Annotated in this window: 19 protein-coding genes; 13 read left to right on the top strand and 6 right to left on the bottom strand. The window is 50.3% G+C overall.

Annotation, left to right across the window (positions count from 1 at the left end; all coding sequences use genetic code 11):
- Window positions 1-394: 394 nt before the first annotated feature.
- Window positions 395-628 carry a hypothetical protein gene (locus tag HV832_RS13770; RefSeq protein ID WP_176804417.1) on the bottom strand — a complete coding sequence of 78 codons (234 nt, stop codon included), beginning with the start codon at window positions 626-628 and terminating at the stop codon, window positions 395-397.
- A gap of 431 nt (window positions 629-1,059) precedes the next feature.
- Between HV832_RS13770 and HV832_RS13765 the strand changes: the two genes are divergently transcribed.
- The 10 genes from HV832_RS13765 (at window position 1,060) to HV832_RS13720 (ending at window position 14,211) form a co-directional block, all read left to right on the top strand.
- The gene (locus HV832_RS13765) at window positions 1,060-2,826 is read left to right on the top strand and encodes an ABC transporter substrate-binding protein (protein WP_176804416.1); all 1,767 of its coding nucleotides are present in this window, start codon (window positions 1,060-1,062) and stop codon (window positions 2,824-2,826) included.
- A 36-nt stretch (window positions 2,827-2,862) separates the two neighbouring features.
- A complete protein-coding gene (locus HV832_RS13760; protein WP_176804415.1) occupies window positions 2,863-3,801 on the top strand; it encodes an ABC transporter permease in 939 nt (312 codons plus the stop codon).
- A 9-nt stretch (window positions 3,802-3,810) separates the two neighbouring features.
- A complete protein-coding gene (locus HV832_RS13755) occupies window positions 3,811-4,923 on the top strand; it encodes an ABC transporter permease (protein WP_190432029.1) in 1,113 nt (370 codons plus the stop codon).
- 9 nt (window positions 4,924-4,932) lie between these two features.
- Window positions 4,933-6,657 carry an ABC transporter ATP-binding protein gene (locus tag HV832_RS13750; RefSeq protein WP_176804414.1) on the top strand — a complete coding sequence of 575 codons (1,725 nt, stop codon included), beginning with the start codon at window positions 4,933-4,935 and terminating at the stop codon, window positions 6,655-6,657.
- A 415-nt stretch (window positions 6,658-7,072) separates the two neighbouring features.
- Entirely contained in the window at window positions 7,073-7,867 is a 795-nt protein-coding gene (gene fabI, locus HV832_RS13745) for an enoyl-ACP reductase FabI (RefSeq protein WP_176804413.1), read from the top strand.
- A gap of 462 nt (window positions 7,868-8,329) precedes the next feature.
- The gene (gene bcsZ / locus HV832_RS13740; RefSeq protein WP_317889340.1) at window positions 8,330-9,493 is read left to right on the top strand and encodes a cellulose synthase complex periplasmic endoglucanase BcsZ; all 1,164 of its coding nucleotides are present in this window, start codon (window positions 8,330-8,332) and stop codon (window positions 9,491-9,493) included.
- Window positions 9,494-9,831: 338 nt separating this feature from the next.
- Entirely contained in the window at window positions 9,832-11,256 is a 1,425-nt protein-coding gene (locus HV832_RS13735; RefSeq protein ID WP_176804411.1) for a DEAD/DEAH box helicase, read from the top strand.
- 153 nt (window positions 11,257-11,409) lie between these two features.
- Entirely contained in the window at window positions 11,410-12,468 is a 1,059-nt protein-coding gene (gene selD, locus HV832_RS13730; RefSeq protein WP_176804410.1) for a selenide, water dikinase SelD, read from the top strand.
- A 31-nt stretch (window positions 12,469-12,499) separates the two neighbouring features.
- Window positions 12,500-13,435: a transaldolase gene (gene tal / locus HV832_RS13725; RefSeq protein WP_176804430.1), complete on the top strand. Its 936-nt coding sequence runs from the start codon at window positions 12,500-12,502 to the stop codon at window positions 13,433-13,435.
- Between the two features lie 140 nt (window positions 13,436-13,575).
- Entirely contained in the window at window positions 13,576-14,211 is a 636-nt protein-coding gene (locus HV832_RS13720) for a CatA-like O-acetyltransferase (protein ID WP_176804409.1), read from the top strand.
- A gap of 62 nt (window positions 14,212-14,273) precedes the next feature.
- On the opposite strand, the gene rnhA is transcribed toward HV832_RS13720, so the two are convergent.
- Together rnhA and HV832_RS13710 are read right to left on the bottom strand one after the other, a co-directional pair.
- Complete coding sequence (rnhA, locus tag HV832_RS13715; protein WP_176804408.1) at window positions 14,274-14,747, bottom strand: ribonuclease HI; 474 nt, start codon at window positions 14,745-14,747, stop codon at window positions 14,274-14,276.
- A gap of 1 nt (window position 14,748) precedes the next feature.
- Window positions 14,749-15,519: a class I SAM-dependent methyltransferase gene (locus HV832_RS13710; protein WP_176804407.1), complete on the bottom strand. Its 771-nt coding sequence runs from the start codon at window positions 15,517-15,519 to the stop codon at window positions 14,749-14,751.
- Here HV832_RS13710 and gloB point away from each other — a divergent pair.
- The 3 genes from gloB (at window position 15,518) to HV832_RS13695 (ending at window position 18,261) form a co-directional block, all read left to right on the top strand.
- Window positions 15,518-16,303, top strand: coding sequence for a hydroxyacylglutathione hydrolase (gene gloB, locus HV832_RS13705; RefSeq protein WP_176804406.1), 786 nt, complete (start codon window positions 15,518-15,520; stop codon window positions 16,301-16,303). The two genes, HV832_RS13710 and gloB, sit on opposite strands and share 2 nt — an antisense overlap.
- A gap of 63 nt (window positions 16,304-16,366) precedes the next feature.
- Complete coding sequence (gene earP / locus HV832_RS13700; protein WP_176804405.1) at window positions 16,367-17,569, top strand: elongation factor P maturation arginine rhamnosyltransferase EarP; 1,203 nt, start codon at window positions 16,367-16,369, stop codon at window positions 17,567-17,569.
- Between the two features lie 116 nt (window positions 17,570-17,685).
- Window positions 17,686-18,261, top strand: a complete 576-nt coding sequence (locus HV832_RS13695; protein WP_176804404.1) for an elongation factor P — start codon at window positions 17,686-17,688, stop codon at window positions 18,259-18,261.
- Between the two features lie 125 nt (window positions 18,262-18,386).
- Here HV832_RS13695 and HV832_RS13690 read toward each other — a convergent pair whose 3' ends face one another.
- From HV832_RS13690 to HV832_RS13680, 3 genes are read right to left on the bottom strand one after another with little or no spacing between them, the layout of a single operon-like run.
- Complete coding sequence (locus HV832_RS13690) at window positions 18,387-19,199, bottom strand: MetQ/NlpA family ABC transporter substrate-binding protein (RefSeq protein ID WP_176804403.1); 813 nt, start codon at window positions 19,197-19,199, stop codon at window positions 18,387-18,389.
- Window positions 19,200-19,230: 31 nt separating this feature from the next.
- Window positions 19,231-19,890 (bottom strand): methionine ABC transporter permease, encoded by a 660-nt coding sequence (locus tag HV832_RS13685; RefSeq protein ID WP_176804402.1) that lies wholly within the window; start codon window positions 19,888-19,890, stop codon window positions 19,231-19,233.
- Window positions 19,890-20,921: a methionine ABC transporter ATP-binding protein gene (locus tag HV832_RS13680; protein ID WP_176804401.1), complete on the bottom strand. Its 1,032-nt coding sequence runs from the start codon at window positions 20,919-20,921 to the stop codon at window positions 19,890-19,892. Before HV832_RS13680 ends, HV832_RS13685 begins: the two co-directional genes overlap by 1 nt.
- Between the last annotated feature and the right edge of the window lie 212 nt (window positions 20,922-21,133).

Genomic DNA, 21,133 nt, shown 5'->3' with positions numbered 1-21,133 from the left:
GGGTTCTTGCTGGCGATCTGAAAAATCCATTAATACTCCTCCAAAACAACAAGGTCTACCATTTGACTCGCGTCAACATGTATGAACAAAAAACGATTATAAATGTTGTGACGCGTCAAAAAGAGTCTGACGTACAAAACCACTTATAAATTCATCGCTGGGGGAAAGACCAAAATATATGACGTTTAATTAGCCCAAAAAGGCTTATTTAATTTTGCAATATTCCTGCTGACATATTGACCACCCGAACAGACTAGTTATCTTTCAGGCAGCAAACAGTAACATTTCACCATCAATAAAATCATTTTTGGCCGCACAAATTTTCGTTTAATGAGAAAAATATGATTTTCTGGAATCTGACAGGCATATTTTTATGTAAATAAATTTACTTTACTCAGTTAAGTTCGAAAATTAATGCATTAAATTCCTGCGCCAAATTTTCCGAAGGCGCATAAGACCATTTCACTCTGCTGCCTGTCAATATCTTCCAACCAGTTCTTTCATAAAAACAACAGCGCGCATTCTGCCAAAAAAAGACCGGAAAAGGAAACGCATATTTTTGTGCTTCGCAGCATATTTTTAGTGCATTTTGGATGTTTAATCCATGTCGATCCGGTTTATTCGCCATGTGATGGCCGTAACTGAATAAAATTTCCTTTCCCTTTCAATTCGATCAAAAAAACGGCAAAAATTGCGCCGTTTTTTTTATTCTTTTTTATGCATGACAACAAAGAAATTCAATCCCATCCTGTTTTTACCTGCCATTCCTGAATTATTTCCACTATCACGCACATAATCGGTGCAATGCGATTGATAAAAAATTTTTCTTCTCTATCGCACTGACTGAAAACTTCAGCTAAGGTTACGACGCCCGGCATAAAACAGCTTTTCCTGATTTTCAACATCCCTTTTGACAACGTGATGACATCATCAGTCCGCATTCCTTGCCCCTCTTAATTCAAGTAGGAAGAACAACGCATGATTCGCTCAATAACAACCGGAAAATCCGGTCTGTTTAAAACTCTTCGCCAGTGTTGTTTACCAGCATTTCTACTTCTGATGAGCATGCAAATATATGCAGCGCAGGCTGAAACCGCACCTGACAACGCGGGATTTGCCGATCCGGAAAAAGTATTGCGGACGATTTTTCCGGTCGCGGAAACAGGTTTTGATCCGGCTGCAACACGCGATTTATATTCCAATGTCGTCAACGAAGTTATCTTTGAACGTTTATTCAGCTACGACTATCTGGCGAGTCCGGCCAGGATCGTTCCAGAAACGGCGGAGAAACTGCCTGAGATTTCTGAAGACGGAAAGACTTATCTGATACGGCTGAAAAAAAATATTTATTTCACCCCGGATGAAATGTTTCAAGGAAAAAAGCGTGAGCTGACGATGGACGATTATGCTTACTCGCTCAAGCGGCTGATGGATCCGAAAATCGCTTCCAGCCATCGTTGGCTGCTGGAAGGGAAAATCCTTGGTCTGGACGCCTGTACAGAAAAAGCAAAAAAAACCGGGAAATTTGATTACGACGCCAAAATTCCGGGACTCGAAGTAGTCGACAAATATACATTGCGTATCCGCCTGACCAGACCGGATTTCAACTTGCCAATGATTCTGGCTTACACCGCCACATCGGCAGTAGCGCGCGAGGTGATTGAAAAATATCAAGACTTACAGGGACAGGTCATGGGCAATCCGGTCGGTACCGGACCTTACCGGCTGACAGAATGGGTGCGTGGCTCAAAAATTGTTCTGGAAGCCAACCGGAATTATCGCCCGGTATTCTGGGATGCCGAGCCAGGCAAGGATCCAGCTGATCAGCAGATTGTGCGTGCCATGAAAGGTAAACGGATTCCGCAGATAGGCAAGGTAATTGTGCACGTGATTTTGGAAGATCAGTCACGCTTGCTGGCGTTTCAGAAAGATGAGTCCGACCTATTCCAGCTTTATGGAGGACTAGCACCACAAGTCTTAAAAGACGGCAAACTGAAACCGGAATTTCAGAAAAAAGGAATCCAGCTTTCGCGGATTATTGATCCTGAGCTGACGATTTACTACTGGAATATGCAGGATCCGGTTTTTGGTGGTCTGAGCAAAGAAAAAATCGCGCTGCGCCGGGCGGTAGCAATGGCGCATCGAGTCGAAGATGAAATTCGTATCGTCGATAACGGCGAAGCAGTACCGCTGGAATTTCCGATTCCTCCCGGTGTGGTCGGCCATGATCCCGATTACCGCAGCAGCATTCAATACGATCCGGTTGCAGCCAATGCCCTGCTGGATAAATTTGGCTACAAAAAGGGCAAGGATGGCTATCGTAATCTGCCGGACGGACAGCCATTTGAAATTCATTACACCACCCAGACCGAATCACGCGGCCATCTGCAGGCAGAAGTCTGGAAAAAAACGTATGACAGTGTCGGTATCAGAATGCAAGCCGACTTCCGTCCGTTTGCCGAAATTCTGAAAGCAGAAAAACAATGTCAGCTGACGCAGCGCATTTCTCCTTGGATGGCCGACTATCCGGATGGGGATAATTTTATGCAGCTGTTTTATGGAAAAAACATCCATATGAATAACAATGGCTGCATGGAGATCCCCGAGTATGACCGCCTGTACGAAGCGTCTCAACAGCTTCCGGCGGGACCGGAGCGGGATCTGTTGTACCACAAGATGGCGCGCATTCTGGAGGTCTATGCACCGCAGCGCATTGGATACGCACGCTATCGCAACATGCTGGCACAACCACGTGTGATCGGCTACAAAAAACATCCGATCATGCATGTCGAATGGCCGTTCATCGACATCGATAAAAACAAATAATGCACAGACCGTACTTATCTCTCAGGAATTTTTGAAATGGCCGCTTATATTCTGCGACGCTTATGGCAAATGGCCCCGACTATGCTGGGCGTGATTTTGCTGGTTTTCTTTCTGTTTAACTGGGTCGGCGGTGATCCCGCTTATATCCTGGCCGGCAAAATGTCGAATCCTGAGCAGATTGCGAATATCCGCCAGCAGCTGGGCATCGATCAGCCCTACTATGTTCAGCTCTGGATATTTATTGAGCAGATTGCCACCTTCAATTTTGGCAATAGCTGGAGCACCGGAGAAGCGGTATCTTCGATTATTTCCAGCCGTCTTGGCCCGTCGCTGACAGTATTACTACCGCTGACTGTGATTGAAACGCTGATTGCGATTGCTCTTGCGCTGTTGATTGCATTCCGGCGCGGCAGCATCACTGACCGGACCGTGATGGTCGCCTGCACCGTCGGCATGTCGATCAGCATTCTGGTGTACATCATCGTCGGGCAATATGTGTTTGCCTACCAACTCGGATTTTTTCCCGTACAGGGATGGGGCAATAGCCTGACGGAAAATTTACTTCGCTATTCGGCGTTGCCGATACTGATTGCGCTGGCGGTGGGCGTAGCGCCCAGCCTACGTCTGTTCCGCAGCTTTGTACTGGATGAAGTGAACCAGGATTATGTACGGACGGCACGCGCCAAAGGTGTGCCGGAGCGCCGTGTGAAATGGGTGCATGTGCTGCGCAATGCGTCTATCCCCATCATCACCCATGTCATGTCCAATCTGCCGGCATTGCTGATTGGGGCATTCCTGATTGAACGTTTTTTTTCTATCCCAGGCATTGGCAGAGAAGTGATTCTGGCCGTTGAACGCAGTGATTTTCCAGTCATTAAGGCAATCACTGTATATGTAGCAGCTGCAACGATGTTATTTAATCTCCTGACCGATTTGCTGTATCAGGCAGTTGATCCGCGTGTTCAGCTGAAATAAGGACCGGTCATGCATTCCAATCTCTTCCCGATGAATCAATCCACTTCTCCAGGTTTATGGGCGCTGGCGTGGCGCCGTCTGCGTGCAGATCATACCGCCATGATCGCCCTTGCTGTCGTGCTGGCATTTTTGCTGACGCTTTTATTATCAGTCAGCGGACTGATTGCCGCTGATTGGGAAAATGAAACCGGTGTCAGCTACGCACCACCGCATTTCATCGGCGCCAGCCAGCCTGAAAGTGCAACAACACCCGCATCATCAGCCGCTGTGCCGGATAATCCCTTTGATCCGCTGAAAGATGTACTGCGTGAATTGCGACAGAAAAACGGAACACAAACAAACGTCCTGAATGATTACGGCATTGCTGATCCGCTGGCAGCAGAAATGGCAGAAATTCAGGCTGAAATGGCGAAATCAGGCAAAGCGCACGCCATCCAGCGCGCCGCCACCCTGCCTTTTGGCGCAGACAAATGGGGGCATGACATCGTCAAAAAAACGATCAAAGGAGCCGAAACATCAATCGTCGTCGGCCTGGTCGCCGCTTTGCTGGCGACTTTACTGGGAACTCTGTTTGGTGCCGCCGCCGGTTATTTTGGTGGCTGGGCAGATGATTTCTTTAACTGGTTTTATAGTATTTTCACCTCGATCCCCTATTTGTTGCTGGTGCTGGCGGTGGCGGCGGTGCTCCAGCAAAAAGGGGTTGGCACCATCATTCTGATTCTGGCATTTACCGGCTGGACCGGCCCGTTTCGCCTGATGCGCGCCGAGTATATGAAACACAAGAACCGTGAGTATGTCTGGGCGGCGGATGCCATAGGCGCTTCGCACTGGCGGAAAATGTTTATCCATATTTTTCCGAATGTCAGCCATGTCGCCCTGGTCCAGGTATCAATTCTGGTGGTTGGATTTATCAAGTCAGAAGTAATCCTGAGTTTTCTCGGATTCGGTGTGCCGGTCGGCACGGTCTCCTGGGGCAGTATGCTGAATGAGGCGCAGAACGAATTAATTTTGGGTAAATGGTGGCAGCTGGTCGCAGCGACCAGTGCAATGGCTGTGCTGGTCACCGCCTTCTCTTTGTTCACCGATGCCTTGCGCGACGCGCTGGACCCCAAACTGAAATAAGGAATTTCTATGCAGACAGATACGCCATTACTTGAAGTCAGTGATCTGCGGATATCATTTCGCATCAATAAAAAAGACAGCATAGAAACCGTCAAGGGCATTTCTTTTTCCATTCCGCGCAATTGCACCGTCGCCCTGGTCGGGGAATCCGGCAGCGGAAAATCTGTGAGCTCACTGGCTATCATGGGCTTATTGCCGCCGGATACCTCGCAGATTGGCAATGGCAGCCGGATTCTGTTTGAAGGACGCAAGCTGCTGGAGCTGTCCACCGAACAACGCCGTCAGTTGTGCGGTAAAGATATGTCGATGATATTTCAGGAACCAATGAGTTCGCTGAACCCGGTATTTACTGTCGGTTTTCAGATTGCGGAAGTCTTGCAACTGCACATGGGTATGAATGCAAAACAGGCGCGTAAACGGGCCATTGCCCTGCTGGAGGAAGTCGGCATTCCAGAACCGGAACACAAAATAGATGCCTACCCCAGCCAGATGTCCGGCGGACAGCAGCAGCGCGTCATGATTGCGATGGCGATTGCCTGCGAACCGAAGCTGCTGATTGCCGATGAACCGACAACGGCACTCGACGTCACGATACAAAAGCAGATTATTGAACTGATTCACAAGTTACGCGTCAAGCATCAGATGTCGGTGCTGTTTATTACGCATGATCTGGCGCTGGTAGGTGAAATCGCCGATCAGGTCATCGTGATGCGGCATGGAGAAATTCGCGAAACCGGCACCACGCAACAGATTTTCCATCACCCGGCAGACAGTTATACGCAGGCCTTGCTACATTGCCGCCCTTCGCTCGACAAGCGCCCGTGGCGGTTACCAGTCATTGCGGATTTTATTGAAAACGACAATACCCTGCCGGAACAGCGGGAGCGGCAGCGCGGATTACATGGCAGTGAAGACATTGTGCTGGATGTGCGCGGATTGAGTAAGAGTTTTTTCACCCGGGAAGGCTTATTCGGTAAAAAAGAATTTAAAGCCGTCGATGATGTTTCGTTCCAGCTCGCGCGCGGCAAAACACTGGGAGTGGTCGGTGAATCCGGCTCAGGTAAAACCACGGTCGGACTGACCCTGATGCGGCTGCACCGCGCCAGCAGCGGTCAGGCAATGTTCGACGGGAAAAATATCCTCGCCATGCCGGACAAGGATTTCCTCCCTTACAAGCGGCGTATACAGATCATTTTTCAGAATCCCTATGCCTCACTGAATCCCCGTTTCACGATCGGCCAGATTCTGATGGAGCCGATGCAGATCCACCAGATTGGCGGCAATGATGGCCAGCGTGCTGCCTTGGCGGTTCAACTGCTGGATAAAGTCGGACTGCCGGCAACCGCATTTTATCGCTATCCTCACGAATTTTCCGGCGGCCAGCGCCAGCGCATTGCCATCGCCCGCTGCCTGGCCATGAAACCGGAAGTGCTGATCTGCGACGAATCTGTGTCGGCCCTGGATGTTTCAGTGCAGGCGCAGGTGCTCAATCTATTGCAGGATCTGCAGGAAGAATTCGGACTATCTTATATCTTCATTTCCCATGATCTGGCCGTCGTGAAATACATCGCCGATCAGGTCATGGTCATGAACAGGGGGAAAGTCGTGGAGCTGGCCAATGCCGATGATCTGTACCATCAGCCGCAGCATGCCTATACCAGAACGCTGCTCAGTGCAATTCCGCGTGGACTGGCCTCAGCCGTCAGTATGCCATCGTCAGCAGTATCAATATGAATGCAGAGAGAGTATCTGAAAAATCAGGCCCATTATCAGCGTCAACAAAGGAGCCCCAAATATACTCCTCCTAGTATATTTCATATCTCAAGCCATCCGGAATCACGTTGCGCAAATTCCCCGGATTCCGGCAAGCGCATGAAATTTGTACGAACATGCTTTTATTTCAGTGGCCACCAGGAGAAATCACCGACATTTGCCCGATTCACACTTAGCATCTACAATTCCGACCTGTTGTTGTGTCAGCTTGCTGCAGACACAACAAAATGTACGTCCAATCACTGTGATGGATAGAAACAATGAACAAAGGAAATGCGCAGCGGCTGACCGCCCAGCGCACTTCCCGAACAACCAAAGCGTTGTATCGGCACGTTTTTCCGGACGTGCCAGTGCGGCGATTTTATCTGGAGTCAACATGGCATTTCTGCAAGGCAAAAAAATTCTGATCACCGGTTTGCTGTCCAACCGTTCTATCGCTTACGGCATCGCCCAGGCTTGCAAACGCGAAGGCGCTGAACTGGCATTCACTTATGTCGGTGACCGGTTTAAAGACAGAATCACCGAATTCGCTGCAGAATTTGACAGCAAACTGATTTTCGACTGCGACGTTGCCAGCGACGAACAGATCGAAGCCGTGTTTAAAGACCTCGGTCAGCACTGGGATCAACTGGATGGACTGGTGCACGCTATCGGCTTTGCCCCGCGTGAAGCGATTGCCGGCGAATTCCTCGATGGTTTTTCGCGCGAAGCCTTCCGTATTGCGCATGACATCTCTGCATACAGTTTCCCGGCAATGGCAAAAGCCGCTTTACCGATGCTGCGCGAAGACTCCTCCCTGCTGACCCTGTCGTATCTGGGAGCGATCCGTGCGATTCCTCACTACAACACCATGGGACTGGCAAAAGCCTCGCTGGAAGCGTCGGTGCGCTATCTGGCAGAAGACCTGGGTAAAAAGGGCATCCGCGTGAACGGCATTTCTGCCGGACCGATCAAGACCCTGGCAGCCAGCGGTATCAAGGATTTCGGTAAACTGCTGGGCTTCGTCGCAGACCATGCACCGCTGCGCCGCAACGTGACGATTGAAGATGTCGGCAATACCGCAGCATTCCTGCTGTCACATCTGGCAAACGGCATCACAGGGGAAATCACGTATGTTGACGGTGGTTTCTCCCACGTCATGGGTCTGAATGCAGACACTTACGACCGCTGATCTGCAGTATTACCGTCCTTCATCTCTTACCCTGAAAAGCTGCAAATTGAATTTGCAGCTTTTTTCTTTTTCCCCAGCAAAACCCGGTTATGCGAAGCGCCTCCGCATGTCTTCACGATCTGGTCGCAACAAAGGCTTATCTGTAAAAAACAAGCAAAAATTCCGGTCAGATATTATGCGGCAATATTTCTATATGACCGCTTGATCTAACAAAAAATTATCTTATTTTCAGCTATTTCCACTCATTTCCAAGATAATAATTATTTCAAGAAAGATAATATTTAAATTCTGGATTAAAACAAACCGGGAAACTTCAGTATCAGCAAAAATAGTGGTTTCCAAATCTATTTCGATCGACTACACTTTCAATAAAGATAACGTTAACAATTTTTAACAATTGTAGTAACATTACCCTAGGGCAATTCGACAAATACCTTACATCATTATGCCGGTATCCAGAATATGCGCATTTTCCGCCTGATTATGATTGCCATATCCCTGATTCTGATTATCCTGCCAGGATGCTCAGGCAATCAATCTATGCTCACCGCCAACGCCGTCTGCTCCGCCTCCTGGCCAGAGTGGCTGCATTTCAGGCAGATGTTTATTACGCCGGAAGGCCGGGTAGTCGACCACAGCACACCCAATAAGCAAACCGTTTCCGAAGGTCAGGCATACGCCATGTTTTTTGCACTGGCTGCCAATGACCGCAGCAGCTTTGATAATCTGCTGCGCTGGACAGAAAACAACCTGGCGGGCGGTGACCTGACGGCACGTCTTCCTGCCTGGCAATGGGGACAGCGTACTGATGGCAGCTGGGGTGTGCTGGACATGAATTCCGCCTCAGATGCCGACCTGTGGCTGGCTTATGCGCTGGGTATTGCGGGAGAGGTCTGGAACGACCGCCGTTACATTCGCCTGTCACATGCACTGGCTCAGCGCATCCTGAACGAAGAAACGGAAAACATTCCCAACCTGGGTCTGACCTTGTTGCCAGCGCCCTACGGATTTACCTTGCCAAATCGCAGCTGGAAACTTAATGCCAGCTATATGCCAATTCAGTTATTGCGCTGGTTTGCACAACACGATAACGATTCCCGCTGGAATAAACTGATCCAGTCCTCAAACCGGATCATTCTGAGTTCCGCCCCCAGAGGTTATGCCGCAGACTGGGTTGTTTACAGTCAGGAAAAAGGTTTTCAACCTGATGCAGTCGGACTGGGCGAGGGCGGTTATAACGCGATTCGCGTTTATCTGTGGGCAGGCATGCTGTCTGAACGCGACGCCTTGCGCCCTGCCCTGCTGAAAACCCTGCAACCCATGGCAACGCTGACTGAAGCAAAAACCTACCCACCAGAATATGTCGATGTCATGACTGGCGAAGTTAAAAGCGCTGCCTCTGCCGGATTCTCCGCAGCACTGCTACCGTTTCTGGAAAGCAGTAACGCGCACTCCGTACTGGAACAGCAGCGCCAGCGAGTGCAAAAATACAGCGTTCGTACCGACGTCTATTACGATCAGGTGCTGTACCTGTTCTCATCCGGCTGGCAATCCCGTCGTTTCCGGTTTCAGGAAAACGGCGATGTGCGGCTAAGCTGGGTCAAATCCTGCACTCCCGGCGGCTGAATCACCCGCATTCACTCCTGCTTTCAAGATACTTGCGTGAAATTTTTCTGCGTAAGCATGTAAATTCATGTATGATCTTGTTTTTGCACTGCAATATCAGTGCAAAACCTGAGTAGCATCGCAAGCCTCTGCACGTCCTCTGTTGGATGATGCATAAAAAAGCCCTCCCGCCCTGCATGTCTGGTAACACCCGATAGACATCATCCCGGCGCAAAGCTTTTGTGCCGAAATTTCATTGTCGTCCGTAGTTGGATTTTCTGTGTTCATTTCGTTTGGTTGGCGCTGCTGATTTGCGCGCGCTGTTTGCGCAGCGTGCTCCATTTTTACGAAAGAATTTCATGAATTTTGAAGAATTAGGCCTCCACGTCAATATCATCCGCGCACTGACTGATGCCGGCTATACCCAGCCGACGCCGGTACAGGAGCAGGCGATTCCTGCTGCGATCAACGGACGTGACCTGCTGGTTTCTTCCCAGACCGGTTCTGGTAAAACGGCCGCATTCATGCTGCCAGCCCTGCACAAATTAGCCACTGCCGAAGTCATCAGCTATACCAACGCGAAAACACCGAATCAGGAGCGCCAGTCTGCCCGTTCCCGCGGCGACCGTCCGCGCTTTGTGGCGGCAAAGCCAAAAATGCTGGTTCTGACACCAACCCGTGAGTTGGCTCTGCAGGTGACAACCGCGACGGACAAATACAGTGCTTATACCCGCCGTCTGAAAGCAGTATCGATTCTGGGTGGCATGCCTTACCCGAAACAGATGCAATTGCTGTCCCGCAATCCTGAAATTCTGGTCGCCACACCTGGCCGCCTGATTGATCACATGGAATCCGGCAAGATCGATTTCTCTGAACTGCAAATGCTGGTTCTGGACGAAGCCGACCGCATGCTGGACATGGGCTTCATTGACGATATCGAAAAAATCGTTGCAGCGACACCACCGACACGTCAGACTATGCTGTTCTCGGCGACACTCGATGGCGTTGTGGGCAATATGGCAAAACGTATCACGACGGAGCCCATGGTGATTCAGATTGCCGGCTCTGCCAGCAAGCACGAAAACATTCAGCAGAAAGTCCACTTCGTTGACGATCTGTCGCACAAAAATCGTATGCTCGACCACTTGCTGCGTGATGTATCGCTGGATCAGGCCGTGGTGTTTACGGCCACTAAGCGCGACGCCGACACAATTGCCGATCGTTTGAATATCGCCGGTTTTGCTGCTGCCGCATTGCATGGCGACATGCATCAGGGCGCGCGCAACCGCACACTGGACGGCTTGCGCCGTGGTCATATCCGCGTTCTGGTAGCAACCGATGTTGCCGCACGTGGCATCGACGTGCCAGGCATCACCCACGTATTCAATTACGACCTGCCGAAATTCCCTGAAGACTACGTACACCGTATCGGCCGTACTGGTCGTGCAGGCCGTAAAGGCGTAGCGGTATCGCTGGTGAACCATGCGGAAAGCATGCACGTAAAGCGTATCGAGCGCTTTACCAAGCAACTGATTCCGGTCGATGTCATCGAGGGTTTTGAGCCGAAGAAGACTGCGGCGCCAAGCCGTACATCAGCCCGCAAACCACAAGGCTGGAAGCCGGGTGACAATCGTAAGAGCGGCTACGGCAACAACAGCAAACCTGGACAACGTTCTTTCAGCAAACCGGGCAGCAGCACTGCTCCGCGCAAAGACGGCGGCAGTGCTTACAAAGGCAACCGTCAGACTGAGGGCGGCGCCCGCCGCAGTTTTGGCGATTACTGATCTGGCCGCTGATATCACGTACACCGGACACCATATAGTATTTCTGCAATAAACCGTATCACCAAAAAGCGATCTCTTCTGGGGTCGCTTTTTTTTTATACTGCACTGCCAGCGTATAATCGCTATCTTGATCAACGCATCACTACTGCATACATGAGCTCCAACCCTGACCAAGCCCTGCGCCTGACTTCCTTTTCTCATGGCGGCGGCTGCGGCTGCAAGATTGCGCCTGGCGTACTTGCCGAAATTCTCAAAAAATCTGCAGGCTTTCCGGTTCCTGCTGCGCTCATGGTCGGCATTGAAACTTCCGATGACGCTGCCGTCTATCGACTCAACGACGAACAGGCGCTGATTGCCACTACTGACTTTTTCATGCCTATTGTTGATGACCCGTTCGACTTCGGGCGGATTGCAGCAACCAATGCAATCTCGGATATTTACGCCATGGGCGGCACCCCGATCATGGCGCTGGCGCTGGTAGGTATGCCGGTCAGTCAACTGCCGCTGGATGTCATCGGACAGATCATCCGGGGCGGTGAAACAATCTGTGCCGAAGCGGGTATTCCGATTGCCGGCGGTCACACCATCGATTCCGTAGAACCGATTTACGGCCTGGTCGTAATGGGACTGATTCATCCATCAAAAGTGAAACGTAATGCTGATGCCAAGCCGGGCGACCAGCTTATCCTCGGTAAAGGTCTTGGAGTTGGCATCTTATCTGCGGCACTCAAAAAACAGGCGCTCGACGATGCCGGTTATGCCAGTATGATTGCCAGCACCACCAAACTGAATCGCCCCGGCCAGCGTTTGTCCCATCTGGCAGATGTGCATGCCATGACCGACGTAACAGGTTTCGGATTGCTCGGACACCTGCTGGAAATTTGTCGCGGTTCCGGATTACAGGCCCGACTGACGCTGTCTGCCATCCCCCTGCTCGATCAGGTCACTTCGTTGGCACAGGCTGGCTATGTCACCGGTGCATCCGCCCGCAACTGGGCAGCCTATGGCCATGAAGTCCGTCTTGATGCAAGCGTGGCCGTTTATCAACAGGCTTTACTGACCGATCCGCAGACTTCAGGTGGCCTGCTGGTTTCCTGCGCACCGTCCGCCGTGGAACAGGTACTGGCTATTTTTCGCGAGGAAGGTTTTCATGATGCCACAGTGATCGGTGAAATCGTTTCCGGATCACCGGTTGTTGAAGTTAAGCTTTGAATTCACCATGGAATAACTACGAATGACTACTATGAATCAACTTGAACAACTGAAACAGTACACCACCGTTGTTGCCGATACCGGCGATTTCCAGGCCATCAAGGCTTACACACCACGCGATGCCACGACGAATCCGTCGTTGATACTGAAAGCCGTGCAAAAGCCGGAATACCGTCATCTGCTGGAAAAGGCCGTGACAGAAACAGCCGGTCAATCCGTGGACGACACCATTGATCGTTTACTCATCGCTTTTGGTCTGCAAATCCTGAATGAAATTCCGGGCAGGGTATCAACCGAAACTGATGCCCGGCTGTCGTTCGATACCGAAGCAACGGTTGCCAAAGGGCGTAAACTGATTGCAATGTATGAAGCCGCCGGTATTCCCCGGGAACGGATACTGATCAAAATCGCCTCCACCTGGGAAGGCATACAGGCAGCGGAAATTCTGGAAAAAGAAGGCATCCGCTGCAACATGACTTTGCTGTTCTGCCTTGCACAGGCGATTGCCTGTGCTGAAGCAGGGGCTAAGCTGATTTCCCCTTTTGTTGGTCGCATTTACGACTGGTACAAAGCCAAAACCGGCCAGGAAATTTTCGGTGCCGATGATCCGGGCGTACTGTCCGTCAAAAAAATCTACAACTACTACCGTAAATTCGGCTACCGGACCGAGGTCATGGGTGCCAGCTTCCGCAATACTTCCCAGATTTTAGAACTGGCAGGATGCGACCTGCTCACCATCAGTCCTGAACTGCTGCAAAAACTGGCTGACTCCGCGACACCGGTCACTCCGAAACTGAGTGTCGAAAGCGCAGTCAGTGCATCGATCAGCAAAATCGAGATGAACGAAAAAGCGTTCCGCTTTCAGTTGAATGAAGATGCTATGGCGACAGAAAAACTGGCTGAGGGCATTCGCGCCTTCTGTGCCGATACCGTCAAGCTGGAGCAGATGATCGCAGCAATGCGTTAACAACACCGGTGCGCTGTCATCTTGTATCTGATGTGACAGGAGCCATGCGGATCACATACCATAGCGGGCAGAGATAACGGGCAGAGTTTTCTGCCCGTTTTTTGCCTGATCACACCGATAACTTTTGACAACACCGGATAATGAAAAGAATTCTTGATCTGTCCAGCTGGAATCGTCGCGAGCACTTTGAATTTTTTTCCCGTCTGGATGAGCCTTTTCACGGTATTGTCACCGACGTCAATTGCAGCGCAGGCTATCAATATTGCAAACAGGAAGGTATTTCCTTTTTCCTGTTTTATCTTCACCGTTGCCTGCAGGCTATTCAGCAAACTGAAGCCATGCGTTACCGCATTCACGGGCAGCAGGTTGTTGATTATGCTGTCATCCATGCGAATGCCACGATCAGCTGCAGTGACCATACATTTGGCTTTTGCCCGATTGAGTTTACGCCAGATTTTCAGACATTCAGCCAGCATGCCCGGCAAGCCATGGATCAGGTCAAAAATGCCGCCGGTCTGTGTGTTAATCAGGACTGCGAGCGTGATGATGTGATTCATTTTTCGGCGATGCCATGGTTACATTTCACCGGAATCACCCACGCGCGCCGGCACGACGGGCTGGACAGCGTACCCAAGATTTCAGTCGGACGCTGCTCACACATCCACGGTGAATGGAGTATGCCGGTTGCCACCTTTGTACACCACGGTTTAGTCGATGCTTACCATGTCCATGAGTTTCTGCAGCAATTTGAAGCGGGGCTCAGCCAGCGCCCCTGACCGGTATCTGCGGCTATCACAGCAAGCATATTGATCGCGGCTGCAACCGTTCCTGCTCATCCTTATTCTTCCGCTGGACTCTGCGCTGCTCCGGACGATCCGCTTAATACGCTGTCAACCCCCTTGTTGGCCAGCTGATCGGCCCTTTCATTGCCCGGATGACCGGTATGGCCACGCACCCAGCGCCACTCAATCTGGTGCACGCCTTGCGCCGCATCAAGTGTCTGCCACAAGTCGACATTTTTGACCGGCGCCTTCGATGCCGTTTTCCAGCCCTTGGCCTTCCAACCGCTCAGCCATTCTGTCATGCCCTTCAGCACATACTGACTGTCAGTGTGCAATATGATGTGGCAAGGACGTTTCAATGCCTGAAGCGCCTGTATCACCGCCATTAATTCCATCCGGTTATTGGTGGTCTCACGTTCGCCGCCAAACAATTCTTTCTGACGGCTGCCCGCCACCAGCAATGCACCCCAGCCGCCGACACCGGGATTCCCCTTACAGGCACCATCTGTATAAATCTCAATTTTATCCATATTACTTTTTCATTTTATTCACCAACGGCACAACATGCGCACGGGTCAGCCGTTGCTGTTTCCATGCGAGGCCAATCAAATGCATACCCCTGACACGTTTGACAGCCTGGATCACATAAACCGCTCCCAACGGCGTCCACCACTGACGCCCGGCATTTTCCATAAACTGAAAGCGCTGCAGCCATTTTTCAGTATGGCAGGATGGCGCGTAACAACCGAAATCCACACCTGCTATTTCCATATTCAGCAATTTCAACCAGTCTTTCAGGCGCGGCGAGCTGATGAATTCCCCCTCACGGGGCAGGTAATAATTCTGATTGATCCGCCCGGCAAACTGCCTCAAACCCCATAAACTGGCACGGTTAAAACCGGTAATGATGACGCGCCCCTCCGGAATCAAGACCCGCTCCACCTCACGCAGAATCTGGTGCGGTTCAACGGCGAATTCGAGTACATGCGGCAACACCACCAGATCAATGCTCTGCGCATCAAACGGCAGTTCAGTGAACTCATGGACTACGGCAATCCGCTGATTGGCTTCCGAATTACTGCCAGTCAATACCGGATTGGTATACCACCGGTGCGGCATACGACTGGCTGCCAGCGCATCAATTTGCGGCATGCCGATCTGCAGTGCATTGAACCCGAAAATATCAACCGTCAGCGTTGCAAGGAATGCCTGTTCCCAATTCCGGATGTATTGACCAGGAGGAAGCTCCAGCCAGCTATCGAGGTCTATAATGTCCTTTTCCACAGATTTCACACTGTTCATGAAGAATTCTCTGAGTATATTGACTGTACCGGCTTTTGACGACAATTATCTCTGGATCATTCATGATGGCCATACTGCTGTCGTGGTGGACCCGGGCGATGCCGTGCCGGTTGAAGAGGCTTTACAAAAACGTCATTTAGCACTCTCAGCCATCCTGATTACCCATCACCACGGGGATCATACCGGCGGTATATCCGCCCTGCTTAAAAAGCATGCCGTGCCTGTCTATGGACCAGCCCATCCGGCGATTCCATCGGTCAGCCATGTCGTCGGTAATGCTCAGCAGATTCATCTTCCCAGCCCGGATTGTCTGCTGCAGGTCATCACCGTTCCAGGTCATACCAGAGAGCATGTTGCATACTTCTGCCCGGATCAGAAATGGCTGTTTTGTGGTGATACATTGTTTGCCGGGGGCTGCGGCCGACTGTTTGACGGCACTCCTGCGCAAATGCTGCACTCGCTGGATACGCTGTGCAGTCTGCCCGATCAGACCCTGGTGTATTGCGCGCATGAATACACGCTCGCGAACCTGCGCTTTGCCGCGGCAGTTGAACCACATAACCAGATATTGCAGCAGAGAAGTCTTGACGAGCAAAACAAGCGCAATCAAGGGATACCGACTGTACCCAGCAGCCTGGAACTGGAAAAACAGACTAATCCGTTCCTGCGGATCCGGGAAACCAGTGTTGTCAATACGCTCCTGGTTCAAGGTAAAATCCCATTCCCGCAAGACGATATCAGCCACTTTGCGGCATTGCGCGAATGGAAAAATCATTTTGCCTGAGCCTCTGTAACCAAATCAGGCAGGATAGCTGAACGCCGCCTTCCCACTATTCAATTCTCTTGCATGTCACAGAATCAATCGCACTTCACCACCCTCGCTCTGTTCTGCAAAGTCGTCGACAATTACGGCGACATCGGCATTTGCTGGCGCCTGTCACGTCAATTACAGTGCGAGCATGGAATCGCTGTCACGCTTTGGGTAGATGACCTGGTCACTTTTCAGCGTCTTTGCCCGGAAGTTCGCCCTGACCAGCCGCAACAAGAAATCGCAGGAATCCAGATCAGGCACTGGGTACATCAGGAAGAGACATTCACGGCAGATGACATTGCAGACATCGTGATTGAATTTTTTGGTTGCGACATTCCTCCTGCCTATATCGCTGCCATGTCCCAGCGCTCACCGCAACCGGTCTGGCTGAATCTTGAAGGTTTAACCGCGGAAGAATGGGTGGAGGGCTGCCATAGTCTGCCTTCGCCGCACCCACGCTATTCGCTCACCAAATATTTTTTCTTCCCCGGATTTACCCCAAAAACCGGTGGTCTGCTTTTTGAGTCCGGTACAGAGCACCGGCAATCGGCATTTGTAGCAAACAATGGCAAAACTGATTTTCTGAAATCGCTGGGTTTGTCCGAAACAGAAATACAGTCTGAACTGATCTCCCTGTTTTGCTATCCGCATGCTCCGGTAACGGCTTTATTTGAAGTCTGGAAAAATTCTGCCCATCCTGTCACCTGCCTGGTTCCTGAAGGTGTAGCTTACGAGATTGTGTCGGCCTTTCTTGATGCACCATCTGTCAGGGGTGCGGTGGCGACCCGAGGCGCACTCACGGTACACGTCATACCACTGATACCGCAAACTGTTTATGATCAACTGCTCTGGTCGTGCAATATCAATTTTGTGCGGGGAGAAGATTCTTTTGTCCGTGCGCAACTGGCAGGCAAACCGTTCGTCTGGCACATTTATCCGCAAGAGAATGCGCTGCATCACGTTAAACTACAGGCGTTTCTCAAGCGCTACACCGACGTCCTGTCAACCCAGCTGGCCGATGCAACCAACATTCACAATTTCTCTCTCGCATGGAATGGTGTCACCCAGCCATCCGCTGCTGAATGGAAAAATTTGTGGCAAGAGATGGTGACCGCCGCTGCGCAATCCGGTATCAGCCTGCAGTGGAAGCAGGAGATCTTGAAACATGGTGATCTGTGCAGCAATCTTCTGCAGTTTGTCGCTGCCATTCAGGAAAAAACCGTCATTAATGCGGTATAATGCACGGTTATTTTTTCATGTGTTTTCAGATTCGATCAAACGTCGGCTTGCGTGGCTCTTAAAACCAACAGGCAACAGATGATCTTTATGCAACCACCTTTTTACGTATATTCGCTATGAAATTTGCAAAAGAAATTCGCGTTGGCAACATTATTATGGTTGATGGCAAGCCAATGATCGTATTGCGCTCCGATGTTAACGGCTCCAGCCGTACTGGCTTCACTTACAAATGGAAAATGAAAAACCTGCTGACTAACAGCCCGCAGGAAAACGTTTTCCGTGGCGACGACAAGTTTGACGTTGTTGTTCTGGATAAAAAACCAGTGACTTACTCTTACTTTGCTGACCCTCTGTTTGTTTTCATGGATGAAGAATACAACCAGTTTGAAATCGAAGAAGAAAACCTGGGTGATGCATTGCACTACCTGAAAGATGGCATGGAATGTGAAGCTGTGTTCTATGATGGCAAAGCAATCTCCGTCGAATTACCGACAACCATCGTCCGTCAGGTGATCTACTCCGAACCGGCAGTCAAAGGCAACACTTCCGGTAACGTACTGAAAGAAGCCAAAATTGAAAATGCGATTGAAGCCAATCGTCATATCGTTCAGGTACCGTTGTTCGTGAGCCAGGACGACATGATTGAAATCGATACCCGTACTAACGAATACAAGAAGGTCGTTCGCAACTGATCTGCCAAAGATCTTTTTCTGGCAGCGCAAAGCTGCGTGAACACTGTAAAAAAGACGCTGCCCGGTTAAATCCCGGCAGCGTTTTTTCTTGCCCGCTTTATTGTCACTGTTGCTGGTCAATACGCTCAGAAAGCAGGAACCACTGCACCTTTATATTTTTCCTCAATAAATTTCTTTACTTCCGGGGAATTCAACGCAGCAATCAGCTTTTTGAAAGCCGGACTGTTTTTATTATCTTCACGCGCCACCAGCAGATTAGCGTATGGCGAATGTGCGTCCTCAATAAACAAAGAGTCTTTTACCGGATTCAGCTTTGCCTCAATCGCATAATTAGTATTAATCAGAGCCAGATCAACCTGATTCAAAACCCGTGGCAATGTTGCCGCTTCGAGTTCTTTGAATTTCAGTTTTTTAGGATTATCGATAATATCTTTCTTCGTTGCCGAAATATTGTTGACATCTTTCAGCTTCAGCAATCCTTGTCTGGCGAGCAGCAGCAAAGCACGGCCGGAATTTGACGGATCGTTAGGAATAGCGACTGTTGCGCCTTCCGGAATATCCGCCACTTTTTTGTACCTGGTGGAATAGGCTGCAAATGGCTCAACATGTACCTTGGTAACAGGCACCTCAATATCGTTACTGTGACTCTTTTTAAACTCGTTCAAATACGGTTGATGCAAGAAGAAATTTCCATCCAGGTGCTTTTCATTGACCTGCACTGCAGGTTGCACGTAATCCGTAAATACTTTGATCTTGAGATCGATGCCCTCTTTTGCCAGCTGAGGCTTAATGAATTCCAGAATTTCCGCATGTGGAACCGGTGTCGCCGCAATCGTCAGCGTTTCTGCAGCCATGGCAGAGATACCGGGAACCAGTCCGGTCACGACCAACGCAGATGCCAATAATTGATGCAGTGTTTTTTTGAATTGAAATGCCATGTGAAATATCCTTAAGAGAAATGATATAAATTTATTTTCGGGAAAAATGAATGACGAGCCAGTCCCCGGCGTATTGCAGCAACTGCACCAGCAAAATCAGTATGGCAACCGTGACGATCATCACGTCGGTCTGGAAACGCTGATAACCATACCGCAATGCCAGATCGCCCAATCCGCCGCCGCCAATCACACCGGACATTGCGGCATACGACACCAGAGTAATTGTCGTGACCGTTGCGGCAGCCAGCAAACCGGGCAAGGCTTCAGGCAATAAAGCCTGCAAAATGATCTGATGCGTTTTGGCCCCCATCGCCTGACAAGCCTCAATAATGCCGCGATCAACTTCACGCAACACGTTTTCCACCAGACGGGCAAAAAAAGGTGTCGTCCCAATCACCAACGGCGGAATCGTACCTGCCACACCCAGTGAAGTGCCGACCAGCAGCAAGGTAAACGGGATCAGGACAATCAATAGAATGATGAATGGTACTGAACGCAAGACGTTCACCATCACAGACAGCACCGCATACACGCCACGCTGCTCCAGCACTTGTTTTTTACCTGTCATGAATAAAAATATCCCCAGCGGCAAGCCTAGCAGGATCGTGAAAAAAAGAGAAAAACCGGTCATGGTCAGTGTATCGAGCGTTGCCTGCGCAATATCCTGCCAGTCGATATGAGAGAAATCCATTACGCCACTCCTGTTTCAGTTTCGATGATGTCTGCCGTGACCTGCCAGCTCCGCAGCAAACTCAGCACCTGCGCCACCTGTTCCGGATTCGCTCTGAGTTCGATCAATAACTGTCCATATGGCGTGTCTTTGATACGGGAAATCGTCCCCTGCAAAATCGCAATCTGGGCACTGGTCTGTGCTGCAATGCGGCTGAGTATCGGCGCATAAGTAGCAGAGCCCACATAAGTAAGTCGCACCAGAACACTACCCGGGTCGCGCTCCATTTCGCGCAGAAAGCCGATATCCTGATCCTGATTTTCAGCCACCATGCTGCGCGTCACCGGGTGTTGCGGATGGAGAAAAACATCGATCACCAGACCATTTTCCACAATCTGCCCTGCATCAATCACCGCCACCTGATCGCAAATAGAACGGATCACCTGCATTTCATGCGTAATCAGCACGATCGTGAGTCCCAGCTTCTGATTAATCTCTGACAGCAGACGCAAAATGGACTGGGTTGTTTCCGGGTCCAGGGCAGAAGTTGCCTCATCACATAACAGTAAATGCGGATAATTGGCCAATGCACGGGCAATGCCGACGCGCTGTTTCTGTCCGCCGGAAAGCTGTGCCGGATATTGATGACGCTGCGCTGTCAGCCCGACCAGCTCAAGCAGTTCAGTGACGCGCTGCTGACGCTGCTCTTTGCTGTACTGCCCGGTCAGACGAAGGGGAAAATCGATATTTTCCGCAATCGTTTTGGCATACAGCAGATTAAAGTGCTGAAATACCATTCCGGTACGTTGCCGCAGTGCGTGTAATTGCCGGGAGTCATATTGCGTGATGTCTTCCCCCTCGATCAGAATTTTTCCGGCGGAAGGACGTTCAAGCAGATTCAGTGTCCGCAGCAGCGTGCTTTTGCCGGCTCCTGAACGACCGATAATACCGAAAATCTGCCCTTTCTGAATTTGCAGATGAATGTTCTGCAATGCGTGGATAGTGCGCCCGCCGGCATGGTAATGCTTTTCTAAATGTTCAATCTGAATCACTGCATACAATCGGTTGATTACTCAGCTTGCAATTCTAGCGAATCATGAAAATGCAATCCAATCATATAAAGTCAGTTACTTATACCAATATTATAATATGAAACCAATTCGCGATACGCTTGCACGACAAATCCGATGGGATAAAAAAATGCGGCAAAAAGCCGCATTTTTTGTTTCCGGACTGCTCCGCATACCGGCCAGCATGCCTGGAC

The organism is Cognatundibacterium oligocarboniphilum, assembly GCF_013377855.1.
GTDB lineage: Bacteria > Pseudomonadota > Gammaproteobacteria > Burkholderiales > Burkholderiaceae_D > Undibacterium > Undibacterium oligocarboniphilum.
This window is presented reverse-complemented; position numbering and strand designations above follow the sequence as displayed.

Coding starts and splice junctions, on each gene's coding strand:
- HV832_RS13760 (WP_176804415.1), top strand. CDS start 2,863: ATGGCCGCTTATATTCTGCGACGCTTATGGCAAATGGCCCCGACTATG.
- HV832_RS13770 (WP_176804417.1), bottom strand. CDS start 628: ATGGCGAATAAACCGGATCGACATGGATTAAACATCCAAAATGCACTA.
- selD (WP_176804410.1), top strand. CDS start 11,410: ATGAGCTCCAACCCTGACCAAGCCCTGCGCCTGACTTCCTTTTCTCAT.
- bcsZ (WP_317889340.1), top strand. CDS start 8,330: ATGCGCATTTTCCGCCTGATTATGATTGCCATATCCCTGATTCTGATT.
- HV832_RS13755 (WP_190432029.1), top strand. CDS start 3,811: ATGCATTCCAATCTCTTCCCGATGAATCAATCCACTTCTCCAGGTTTA.
- HV832_RS13690 (WP_176804403.1), bottom strand. CDS start 19,199: ATGGCATTTCAATTCAAAAAAACACTGCATCAATTATTGGCATCTGCG.
- fabI (WP_176804413.1), top strand. CDS start 7,073: ATGGCATTTCTGCAAGGCAAAAAAATTCTGATCACCGGTTTGCTGTCC.
- rnhA (WP_176804408.1), bottom strand. CDS start 14,747: ATGGATAAAATTGAGATTTATACAGATGGTGCCTGTAAGGGGAATCCC.
- earP (WP_176804405.1), top strand. CDS start 16,367: ATGTCACAGAATCAATCGCACTTCACCACCCTCGCTCTGTTCTGCAAA.
- HV832_RS13710 (WP_176804407.1), bottom strand. CDS start 15,519: ATGAACAGTGTGAAATCTGTGGAAAAGGACATTATAGACCTCGATAGC.
- tal (WP_176804430.1), top strand. CDS start 12,500: ATGAATCAACTTGAACAACTGAAACAGTACACCACCGTTGTTGCCGAT.
- gloB (WP_176804406.1), top strand. CDS start 15,518: ATGAAGAATTCTCTGAGTATATTGACTGTACCGGCTTTTGACGACAAT.
- HV832_RS13735 (WP_176804411.1), top strand. CDS start 9,832: ATGAATTTTGAAGAATTAGGCCTCCACGTCAATATCATCCGCGCACTG.
- HV832_RS13750 (WP_176804414.1), top strand. CDS start 4,933: ATGCAGACAGATACGCCATTACTTGAAGTCAGTGATCTGCGGATATCA.
- HV832_RS13720 (WP_176804409.1), top strand. CDS start 13,576: ATGAAAAGAATTCTTGATCTGTCCAGCTGGAATCGTCGCGAGCACTTT.
- HV832_RS13685 (WP_176804402.1), bottom strand. CDS start 19,890: ATGGATTTCTCTCATATCGACTGGCAGGATATTGCGCAGGCAACGCTC.
- HV832_RS13765 (WP_176804416.1), top strand. CDS start 1,060: ATGAGCATGCAAATATATGCAGCGCAGGCTGAAACCGCACCTGACAAC.
- HV832_RS13695 (WP_176804404.1), top strand. CDS start 17,686: ATGAAATTTGCAAAAGAAATTCGCGTTGGCAACATTATTATGGTTGAT.